Below are 12,045 nucleotides of genomic sequence, written 5' to 3' on the forward strand. Positions count from 1 at the left end.
CCGGCTCTCCCTGACCACGCACCCGTGGCTGGCCGACCACACGGTCTCCGGGCTGACGCTCGTACCCGGCACGGCCCTGGTCGAGCTGGCCGTACGGGCCGGCGACGAGGTGGGCCTCTCCCGGCTGCGGGAGCTGACCATGGCCGCCCCGCTGGTGCTCCCCGAATCCGGCGGCGTACGCATTCAGGTGCGGGTGTCCACGTCGGAGTCGCCGCAACGTCCCGTCGCCGTCTACTCCCGCCCCGACGACGATCCCGAGTCGGGCTGGACCCGGCACGCGGAGGGTGTGCTGGAGGCGTCCACCGCCGACGAGCCCGACACGATCACCTGGCCCCCCGCCCCGACGTCGGAGGTGGACCTCGCGGGGTGGTACGCGACGCTGGCGGAGCACGGCCTGGCGTACGGGCCGGTCTTCCAGGGACTCCAGCGCGCCTGGGTCGGCCGCGACGAACTGTTCGCCGAGGTGGCCCTGCCGGAGGCCGCCGCCATGGAGAGCGCCGGATTCGGCGTGCACCCGGCGCTGCTGGACGCCGCCCTGCACCCGATCGGGCTGCTGCTCGGTGGCGAGGAATCGAGCGGACCACGGGTGCCGTTCGCCTTCGAGGGCGTGCAGGTCCACGCCGCAGGCGCGGGGACGCTGCGGGTGCGCCTGACCCGCGACGGCTCCGGGCTGCGGCTGGCCGCGTACGACGAGGTGGGCGCGCCGGTCGTGTCGATGGACTCCCTCGTCCTGCGAGAGCTGACCGGCGCGGCCGCGCCGGGCGTGGCCTCGCGGTCGCTGTTCGAGCTGCGGTGGCCGGCCGTGCAGACCGCACCCGCCGGGGAGCTTTCCGGATGGGCGCTGGTGACCGGCGGCCTGGAGCTGCCGGCACCGGTAGGAATGCCCACGTACGCCGACGTGGCGACGGTCACGGGGGAGGAGTCCGTCCCCCGGACGCTGCTGCTGCCGGTGTTCCCCGCGCCCGGCGCGGCGACGCCGGAGTCGGTCCGGGCAGTGACCTCGGACGTGCTGGCGACGGTGCAGTCCTGGCTCGCGGCGGATGCCCTGGCGGACTCGCGGCTCGTGGTCGTGACCCGGGGTGCGGTGTCGATCGGCGACGGCGACCGGGTGACCGACCTGGCGAGCGCTGCGGTATGGGGTCTACTGCGTTCGGCGCAGTCGGAGCACCCGGGCCGCATGGTCCTCGCGGACGTCGACGGCGACCTGGACGCCGCGCTGGTTGCCCTGCTGGACGGCGTCCTGCGGGAACCGGCCACGACCGGCGGCCAGCTCGCCGTCCGCGAGGGCGCGGTGTACTCGCCGCGCCTGGTCCGGGCCGGCGTCACGGCCGCGCAGACGCCCAGCTTGGGTGACGGCGCGGTGCTGGTGACCGGCGGTACGGGTGCGCTCGGGGCGCTGGTCGCGGAGCACCTGGTGTCGGTGCACGGCGTGCGGTCGCTGGTGCTCGTGTCGCGGCGCGGTCCGGAGGCCGCCGGTGCGGGCGAGCTGTCGGAGCGGCTGTCCGCGCTGGGCGCGTCCGTGCGGATCGCCGCCTGTGACGTGACCGACCGGGACCAGGTCGGCGCTTTGGTTGCCGAGGTCATCGCCGAGGGTCGGCTGGCGGGTGTCGTGCACACCGCCGGCGTCCTGGACGACGGTGTCCTGGAGGGGCTGACGGCGGCGCGGCTGGCCGGGGTGTTGGCGCCGAAGGTGTCGGCGGGTTGGTTCCTGCACGAGGCGACGGCGGGTCTGGATCTGGATCTGTTCGTGGTGTTCTCGTCGGTGGCGGGTGTGCTCGGCTCGCCCGGTCAGTCGGCGTACGCGGCGGGCAACGCCTTCCTCGACGGGCTTGCGGTCCACCGGCGGCAGTTGGGTCTGCCGGCCGTCAGTCTCGCGTGGGGCATGTGGGACACCGCCGGCATGGCCGCCTCGATCGAGGAGGCGGACCGGGCGCGGTCCGCGCGGGCGGGTCTGACGCCGATGAGCGCCGAGGTCGGGCTGGAACTCTTCGACGCCGCCCTGCGTGCCGACCGTCCGGCCCTCGTACCGGCCGTGATCGACGTGCCCGCGCTGCGGGCGGCGACCTCCGGCGGCCCCGTGCCGGCCGTGCTGCGCACCCTGATCGGCGTGACCGGCACCCGCCGCCAGGCGGGGCAGGGCGGTAGCGGCTGGGCCGACCGGCTCGCCGGGCTCACCGAGGACGAGGGCCGCGCCCAGGTCGACGTGCTGGTGCGGGGCCTGGTGGCGCAGGTGTTGGGGCACGGTGGTGCGGAGTCGGTGCCGGCGGACCGGGCGTTCCGGGAGCTGGGCTTCGACTCGCTGACGGCGGTGGACCTGCGTAACCGGTTGAACGCGGCCACCGGGCTGCGGCTGGCCTCGACGCTGGTGTTCGACTATCCGACCCCGGCCGTGCTCGCCGACCACCTGTGGTCGGAGCTGGCCGGCGTCAGCGCGTCGGCCAGCGCACAGGTCGCCGGCACGGTCGTCGGCGCCGACGAGCCGATCGCGATCGTGGGCATGGCCTGCCGTTACCCGGGCGGGGTGGAATCCCCCGACGAACTGTGGGAGTTGCTGGCCGGCGGCGGTGAGGGGATCGGGGAGTTCCCGGCGGATCGCGGCTGGGACCTGGAGTCGCTCTTCGACCCGGACCCGAACCGCAGCGGTACGTCGTACACGCGCCACGGCGGTTTCCTGTACGGGGCGGCAGAGTTCGACCCCGGTTTCTTCGGTATCTCGCCGCGTGAGGCCCTGGCGATGGATCCGCAGCAGCGGTTGCTGTTGGAGGCGTCGTGGGAGTCGTTCGAGTCGGCGGGGCTTGATCCGCAGCGGTTGCGGGGCAGCCGGACGGGTGTGTTCGCCGGTGTCATGTACCACGACTACGCCTCCCGGCTCATGGACCTGCCGACCGAGGTGGAGGGCTACGTCGGGACCGGCACCTCCGGCAGCGTGCTGTCCGGTCGGGTCGCCTACACCTTCGGGTTGGAGGGGCCGGCGGTCACCGTGGACACGGCGTGCTCGTCGTCGCTGGTGGCGCTGCACCTCGCCGCGCAGGCGCTGCGTTCCGGCGAGTGCGATCTGGCGTTGGCCGGTGGTGTGACGGTGATGGCGACGCCGGGCACGTTCATCGAGTTCTCCCGGCAGCGCGGCCTGTCGGCCGACGGCCGCTGCAAGTCGTTCGCGGCGTCGGCCGACGGCACCGGCTGGTCCGAGGGCGTCGGCGTGCTGCTGGTGCAGCGGCTCTCCGACGCCCAGCGCGAGGGCCGGAAGATCTACGCCGTGGTGCGGGGCACGGCCGTGAACCAGGACGGTGCGTCGAACGGGCTGACCGCGCCGAACGGTCCGTCGCAGCAGCGGGTGATCCGGCAGGCCCTCGCGAACGCGCGGCTCACTGCGGCCGACGTGGACGCCGTGGAGGCGCACGGCACGGGTACGACGCTGGGTGACCCGATCGAGGCGCAGGCCGTCCTGGCCACGTACGGGCAGGACCGGCAGGGGCGGGAGCCGTTGTGGCTCGGCTCGGTCAAGTCGAACATCGGGCACACGCAGGCCGCCGCCGGTGTGGCTGGTGTGATCAAGATGGTCATGGCGATGCGCCACGGCGTCGTCCCGCCGACCCTGCACGTGGATGAGCCGTCCCCACACATCGACTGGACGGCCGGGGCGGTAGCCCTCGCGACCGAGCCCACCCCGTGGCCGCGGGTGGACCGGCCGCGTCGGGCGGCGGTGTCGTCGTTCGGGATCTCCGGCACGAACGCGCACGTGATCATCGAGCAGCCGCCGGCTGAGACGATCGAGGGTGAGGTCGTCGCCCGCGACGTGCCGCCGGTCGTGCCGGTGCTGCTCTCCGCGCGCTCCGACGCGGCCCTGGCCGGCCAAGCGGGCCGGTGGGCGCGCTGGCTCGCCGCCGACGAGGCCCCGCGTCCGCTGGACGTGGCCTGGTCCTCCGTCACCACCCGGCCCGCGCTGGAACAGCGCGCCGTCGCCGTGGTGGCCGACGGCAACGACCTGCTCACCGCGCTTCGGGCCCTCGATGCGGGCGAGCCCTCCGGGACCGTCGTGACCGGCTCCACCGCCGCGCGCGGCCAGCTGGCGCTGCTGTTCTCCGGCCAGGGTGCGCAGCGTGCGGGGATGGGCCGGGAGTTGTCCGCTCTGTTCCCGGTGTTCGCCGCCGCGCTGGACGAGGTGTGTGCGCACCTCGATCCGCTGCTGCCGCGCCCGCTGCGGGAGGTGCTGTTCGCGTCGCCGGGGTCCGCCGAGGCGGAACTGCTGGACCAGACCGTGTTCACGCAGGCCGGGTTGTTCGCGGTCGAGGTGGCGCTGTTCCGCCTGGTGGAGTCGTTCGGGGTCGTGCCGGACATGCTGGCCGGTCACTCGATCGGTGAGGTGACGGCGGCGCATGTCGCGGGCGTGTTGTCCCTGGCCGACGCGTGTCAGCTCGTCGCCGCGCGGGGTCGGTTGATGCAGGCGTTGCCCACGGGCGGCGGCATGCTGGCCGTGGCCGCCGACGAGGCTGCGGTGGTCGAGTCGATCGCCGGGCTCGCCGACCGGGTGGGCGTCGCTGCGGTCAACGGACCCACCGCGGTGGTGGTGTCCGGTGGCGTCGAGGCCCTGGACGAGGTGGAGCGGCACTGGCGCGACCGGGGCGTGCGGACCCGTCGGCTGACGGTGAGCCATGCGTTCCACAGTCCGTTGATGGAGCCGATGCTGGCCGAGTTCCGCACGGTCCTGCACGGCCTCACCTTTGCCACGCCGCTGCTGCCGGTCGTGTCCAACGTGACCGGTGCCCTGGCCGGCGACGAGATCCGCACGGCCGACTACTGGGTGCGGCACGTCCGCGAGGCCGTCCGGTACGCCGACGGGATCGCCGCTCTGCGGGCTGCCGGTGTGGACACGTTCCTGGAGGTCGGGCCGCAGAGCGTCCTGACCGCGATGACCGCCGACGTGCTGCCCGACGACGACGGTGTGCTGGCGGTGGCTGTGCAGCGCCGGGACCGTCCGGAGGCGCACGCGCTGCTGCACGCCCTGGCCGAGTTGCACGTGCACGGGATGCCGGTGACCTGGACGCAGTGGTTCGCCGAGACCGGCGCACGCCGCGTCGACCTGCCCACGTACGCCTTCCAGCACCAGCGCTACTGGCCCGAGGGCACGGCCGAGAAGCGGGCCGCCCCGGACGGCGGCGACGTCGAGTTCTGGACCGCCGTCGAGCGTGGCGACCTGGCCGCCCTCGCCGCCGAACTCGGCGACGACCCCGACGCCCTGGACACGCTCGGCCCGGCCCTGCCGGTCCTCTCGCGCTGGCGTCGTCACCGGTCCCGGGACACCGCGCTGGACGGGTGGTCGTACCGGATCGGGTGGGAGCCGGTCCGGCCGAACCCGAAGACCAGGCTGTCCGGGCGGTGGCTGATCGTCACCGTCGACAGCGGCGCCGACGCGGGCGTGGCGAAGACCCTCACCCAGGCCGGCGCCCGGGTGGACACGCTCACCGTGTCGTCCACCCTCGACCGCGCCGACCTGGGCGAGCGGCTGCGCCGGATCAGCGGGGACGGCTGGGCCGGGGTGCTCTGCGTCCTGCCCCGCCAGGACCGGCCCCCGGCGCACACGCCGGTGCTGCCCGCTGGCACGGCCGCCCTGCTCACCCTCGTCCGGGCGCTCACCGACACCGGCCTGGCCGGACGGGTGTGGGCGCTCAGTCGGACCGCGATGCCCGTCACGGCCGGCGAACGGGTCGACGACGTCTGGGCGGCCCTGGCCTGGGGCCTGGGCCGGGTCGTCGCCCTCGAACAGCCGGACCGCTGGGGCGGCCTGGTCGACCTGCCCGCCCGCGCCGACCGCGGCGCCCGCGCCGGGCTCGTCGCGGTCCTCGCCGACGGCACCCTGGACCAGGTGGCCGTCCGGCGCAGCGGCATCTTCGGCCGGCGGCTGGTGCCGGCCGCGCCGCCCGCCGGGTCAGGTTGGCGGCCCGCCGGGACGGTGCTGGTGACCGGTGGTACAGGAGCGTTGGGTCGGCACGTGGCCCGCTGGTTGCTGGCGAACGGGGCCGGTGAGGTGGTCCTCGCCTCGCGGCGGGGTCCGGGGGCTCCGGGTGCGGCGGAGCTGGTGGCCGAGTTGGGTGCGGTGCGGGTCGTGGCGTGCGACGTCACCGACCGGGCCGCCGTCGACGCCCTCGTGGCGGACCTGCCGGAGCTGACCGCCGTCGTGCACACCGCCGGAGCGTCCGGCGGCACCACCCCGGCGTACGAGGTGACCGACGGCGAGCTGTCGGAGACCCTGGCCGGCAAGGTGCTCGGCGCCCTGCACCTCGACGCCGCCTGCCGGGGTCGCGACCTCGACGCGTTCGTGGTCTTCTCCTCGGTCGCCGGTGTCTGGGGCGGCGGCGGGCAGGCCGGCTACGCGGCCGGCAACGCCCTGCTCGACACCCTCGTCGCAGCCCGCCGGGCGAAGGGCCTGCCCGCCACCGCGCTGGCGTACGGCCCGTGGGCGGAGGACGGCATGGCCGCCGGGGAGACCGCCGACGGCCTGCGCCGCCGCGGGTTCAGCCCGCTCGCGCCCGACGCCGCCGTCGCGGCGCTCGGCCGCTGGGTGAACGCCCCCGAGGCGGCCCCGGTGATCGTGGACGTCGACTGGTCCCGGTTCGTCACGGCGTTCACCGCCGCACGGCCGAGCCACCTCTTCGACCGGGTCGCCCCCGCCGTCGCCGAGGAGCCGCAGCGGCCGGAGAGCGCCGCCGCCACCGACGGGCTGCGCAACCGGCTCGCCACGCTGCCGGCGACCGGCCAGGAGGCGCTGCTGGTCGACCTCGTCCGCGCGGAGGCGGCGGCCGTGCTCGGCCACCCCACCACCGACCAGGTGCCCGCCGGCCGGGCGTTCCGGGAACTGGGCTTCGACTCCCTCGCCGCCGTGCAACTGCGGGACCGGCTGGGCCGGGTCACCGGCCTGACCCTGCCGTCGACAGTGGTCTTCGACCACCCGTCGGCGGCGGAACTGGCCCGCTTCCTGCGTACCGAAATCGTCGTCGGCGCGGACGGCGGCCCGGTCACCGGCGGCGTGGCCTCTACCCGGCCGGCGGCCGACGAGCCGATCGCGATCGTCTCCATGGCCTGCCGCTTCCCGGGCGGCGTGTCGTCGCCGCAGGAGCTGTGGCGCCTGCTGGCCGAGGGGGTGGACGCGGTCACGCCGATGCCGGCCGACCGGGGCTGGGACCTCGACGGCCTGTTCGACAGCGACCCGGAGCGGGTCGGCACCAGCTACACCCGCAGCGGCGGCTTCCTGCACGACGTCGTCGGCTTCGACGCCGCGTTCTTCGGGATCAACCCGCGCGAGGCCCTCGCCATGGACCCGCAGCAGCGGCTGCTGCTGCACACCACCTGGGAGGTCTTCGAACGCGCCGGCATCGACCCGCACCGGGTACGCGGCTCCGCCACCGGCGTCTTCATGGGCACCAACGGGCAGGACTACGCCACGCTGCTGCTGGGCGCCCGCTCGCAGGTGGAGGGCTACCAGGCGACCGGCAACGGCGCGTCCGTGGTCTCGGGTCGCCTGGCGTACTCGTTCGGGCTGCACGGCCCGGCGGTCACCGTCGACACGGCCTGCTCGTCGTCGCTGGTGGCGCTGCACCTGGCCGCGCAGGCGCTGCGCAGCGGCGAGTGCGACCTCGCCCTCGCCGGCGGCGTGACGGTGATGTCGACCCCGGGCGCGTTCCTGGAGTTCTCCCGGCAGCGCGGCCTCGCGGCCGACGGGCGGGTCAAGGCGTTCGCCGAGGCCGCCGACGGCACGGGCTGGGGCGAGGGCGTCGGCGTCCTGCTGCTCCAGCGGCTCTCCGACGCCCAGCGCGACGGCAACCGGATCCTCGCCGTCGTACGGGGCAGCGCCGTCAACTCCGACGGCGCGAGCAACGGCCTCACCGCCCCGAACGGGCCCGCCCAGCAGCGGGTCATCCGGCACGCGCTGGACAACGCCGGCCTCACCCCCGCAGACGTGGACGTCGTCGAGGCACACGGCACCGGCACCACCCTCGGCGACCCGATCGAGGCGCAGGCGCTGCTGGCCACGTACGGCAGGGACCGGACCGCCGAGCGGCCGCTGTGGCTCGGGTCGGTGAAGTCGAACATCGGCCACACCCAGGCCGCGGCGGGCGCGGCGAGCCTGATGAAGATCGTGCTGGCCCTGCAACACGAGGTGCTGCCGAAGACCCTGCACGTCGACGCGCCGACCCCGCACGTCGACTGGTCCTCCGGCACGCTGGCGCTGCTCACCGAAGCACGACCGTGGGCCGCCACGGACGGACCCCGCCGGGCCGGCGTCTCCTCGTTCGGCATCAGCGGCACCAACGCCCACGTGATCATCGAGGAGGCCCCGGCGCCGGTCGCCGCCGCCGACACCGCAGCGTTCGACGTGACCGCGGGGCACGGCGAAGCGCGACGCGACCACCGCGCCGTGGCCCTGCCGTGGCCGGTCTCCGCCGCCGATCTGCCCGCCCTGCGCGAGCAGGCCGGGAGGCTGGCTGACCACGTCGCGACCGGCGACGACCCGGCCGGCTCGGTCGCCTGGGCGCTCGCCGACGGCCGCGCCCACCTCGGCCGGCGGGCCACCGTGATCGCCGCCGACCGGGAGACCCGGCTGGCCGCGCTGCGCGCCCTGGCCGCCGGGGAGGAGCACCCAGCGGTGGTCACCGCCCGGCGACGCGCCGGCGGCCTCGCCGTCCAGTTCTCCGGCCAGGGCGCCCAGCGCCCCGGCGCCGGCCGCCAGCTGTACGACACGTTCCCCGTCTTCGCGGCGGCCCTCGACGAGGTCTGCGCGGCCCTGGACCACCAGCTGCCGCAGCCGCTGAAGCCGGTGCTGTTCGCGGCCGAAGGCAGCGCCGAGGCGGCGCTGCTCGACGAGACGGTCTTCACCCAGGCGGGGCTGTTCGCGCTGGAGGTGGCCCTGTTCCGGCTGGTCGAGTCGTTCGGGGTGGTGCCCGGGCACGTCGCCGGGCACTCCATCGGCGAGATCACCGCCGCGCACGTCGCCGGCGTGCTGTCCCTCGCCGACGCCGCCACGCTGGTGGCCGCCCGGGGAAGGCTCATGCAGGCCCTGCCCGCCGGGGGCGGGATGCTCGCCGTCGCCGCCGACGAGGCTGCCGTCGTCGAGTCCCTGGCCGGGCTGGGTGACCGGGTCGGCGTCGCCGCCGTCAACGGCCCCACCGCCGTGGTGCTCGCCGGGGCCGTCGACTCCCTCGACGGGCTGGAGCGGCTCTGGCGGGAACGCGGGGTGCGCACCCGCCGGCTGCGGGTCAGCCACGCCTTCCACAGCCCGCTGATGGAGCCGATGCTGGCCGAGTTCCGGGCCGTCCTCGACGGGCTGGCGTTCGCCGCGCCGCTGCTGCCGATCGTGTCGAACCTGACCGGGCGGCTCGCCGAGCCCGACGAGATCCGTACGCCCGACTACTGGGTGCGCCACGTCCGCGAGGCCGTCCGGTACGCCGACGGGATCGCCGCGCTGCGCGACGCGGGCGTGGACACCTTCCTGGAGCTCGGACCGCAGGCGGTGCTGACGGCGGTGGCCGCCGGCCTGCTGCCCGGCGACGAGGACGGCACTGCCGTGGCGGCGCTGCGCGCCGGCGCCGACGAGCCGGCCGCCCTGCTCGCCGCGCTGGCCGTCGTGGACGGCACCGGGCGGGACGTCGACTGGGCGGCGGTGCTCGCCGCGCTGGCCGGCCCCCGCCCGGATCCCCGCCTGCTGCCCGAGCTGCCGACGTACGCGTTCCGGCCGCAGCGCTACTGGCCGACCCTCGACACGTCGCCGGCACCGGCCGCCGACCCGGTCGACGACGCGTTCTGGCGGGCCGTCACCGACGGCGACCTGGGCCGCCTCGGCCTCGACCCGGACCAGCCGATGCGCGAGCTGCTGCCGGAACTGGAGTCGTGGCGGCGTCGCCAGCAGCTCGACGGCACCCTGGCCGGCTGGCGGTACCGGGTCACCTGGGAACGCCGGGCGCTGACCGGCGCCGACCCGGGCACGTGGCTGGTCGTGGCCCCGCCGCACCAGGTCACCGACCGGGTGCTCGCCGCCCTCACGGCCGGCGCCGCGGCGGTGCACCTGCTGACCGTCGACCCGGCCACCGCCACCCGCGACGGTCTGGCCGCCGACCTCGACCGGCTCGCCGCCGCGCACCAGCCGACGGCGCTGCTGTCCCTGCTGGCGTTGGACGAGGCGCCGCACCCGGAGCAGACCGCACTGCCGACCGGCCTGGCGGCGAACCTGCTGCTGGTGCAGGCGCACACCGGCCGCTCCGGCCCGGCCGTACCGCTGTGGCTGGCCACCACCGGCGCCGTCGCCGTCGACGGGGAAGCGGTCGCGCACCCGGCGCAGGCCACCACGTGGGGCCTCGGCCTCGTCGCCGCGCTGGAACACCCCCGGCACGTCGGCGGAGTCGTCGACCTGCCGGCGGGCCCGGCCGAGGCGGCGTACGCGGCCCTGGTCGGGGCGCTGGTCAACGTCGACGGTGAGGACCAGCTCGCCGTCCGGGAGGCCGGCGTGCACACCCGGCGGCTGGTCCGCGACACCGGGCTGCCGGCGGCGGGCGACGGCTACCGGCCGAACGGAACCGTCCTGCTCACCGGCGGGACCGGCGCCCTCGCCCGGCACACCACCGACTGGCTGGGACGCCACGGCGCCGAGGTGCTCCCGCTGGCCGAGCCGGCCACGGGCAAGCTCGGCGACCTGATGGAGCAGCTCGCCGCCGAGGAACGGTCGGTGACCGCGCTCGTGCACGTCCCGGCCGAGACCGGCTCGGTGCCGCTCGCCGAGCTGACCCTCGCCGGCCTGGCCGCCGACCTGGCCGCCACCGTCGGCGACGTCCCCAGGTACGCCGACGAGCTGGCGCACCGCCCACTCGACGCGTTCGTGCTGTGCACCTCGACCACGGGGGTGTGGGGCGCGGGCGGCCGGGCCGGCCAGTCCGCCGGCGATGCGCTGCTGCACGCGCTCGCGGCGAACCGGCGGCACGGGGGACTGGCGGCCACCGCCGTGGCGTGGGGTCCGTGGAGCGACGACCCCGAGTCGCCCGAGCAGGCGCAGCTGCGTCGGCGGGGCCTGCCGGGGCTGCCCCCGGAGCTGGCCCTCGAGGCGTTCGGTCAGGCGCTGCGGGCGGAGGCGGGGCTGATCGTCGCCGACGTGCGCTGGGACCGGTTCGTGCCGACGTTCGCGTCGATGCGGCCGTGCCCGCTGCTGACGGGGGTCCCGGAGGCGGGCGCGGCGATGCCCGCCGACGACGAGCGTCAGCCGGCGGACGACGAGGCGGCGACCGCGCTGCGGGAGCGGCTGCGGCCGCTGAGCCCCGCCGAACGCGAAGGCGTCCTCGTCGACCTCGTGGGCGGCCTGGCGGCGACCGTGCTCGGCCACGGCGGGGACGCGGGGCTGGAGCCCGACCGGGCGTTCCGCGAGGTCGGGTTCGACTCGATGACGGCCGTGGAGCTGCGCAACCGGCTCCGCGCCGCCACCGGCGTCCAACTGCCCGCCGCCGTGGTGTTCGACTACCCCACGCCGGCGGCCCTCGCCCGGCACCTGCGCGACCGGCTCGCGGAGGACGGCGCCGCCGCGGCGGCCCCGCTGCTCGCCGAGCTGGAACGGCTCGACGGTGTCTTCGCGGCCGACGCGCCGGACCGGCTGACCCGGCAGAAGCTGCTGGTGCAGCTGCAGGCGTTCGTCGCCCGGTGGGGCGACGACCGTGGTCCCGTCGAGGAGAAATCGGCCACGCACACCCTCGACGACGCCACCGATGCCGAGATCTTCGATTTCATCCACCGCGAGCTGGGTGGCCCCGGCGGCAATTTGCCGGGGATCTAGGAATGGTGTCGTACGACCGTTGTCGACGGTCGTGACACGCTGGGCCGGGCGGGTCCGCGCACCCGCCCGGCCGCACCCCGCGAGGGCGGTGCGCCACACCGGTCGCGGGGCGGGTCGGCCCAGCCTGCGCCCCCGCCACCTAGGGGCACCCGTAGGGGCACGCTAGGGGTTGTGACCGCCGTCCGGCGACAATTACCTTTCGTCCGGCGCGTAAGACCTGGTGGGGGGCTGAAACGCCA

At 75.9% G+C, this 12,045-nt stretch carries 1 protein-coding gene; it reads left to right on the top strand.

The window, feature by feature from the left end:
- Positions 1-11,806: type I polyketide synthase (locus tag A8711_RS12360; RefSeq protein WP_141707661.1), on the top strand; the 11,806-nt coding region annotated here is incomplete at its 5' end.
- Between the last annotated feature and the right edge of the window lie 239 nt (positions 11,807-12,045).

Source organism: Micromonospora sp. II (genome assembly GCF_001709195.1).
Lineage (GTDB): Bacteria > Actinomycetota > Actinomycetes > Mycobacteriales > Micromonosporaceae > Micromonospora > Micromonospora chalcea.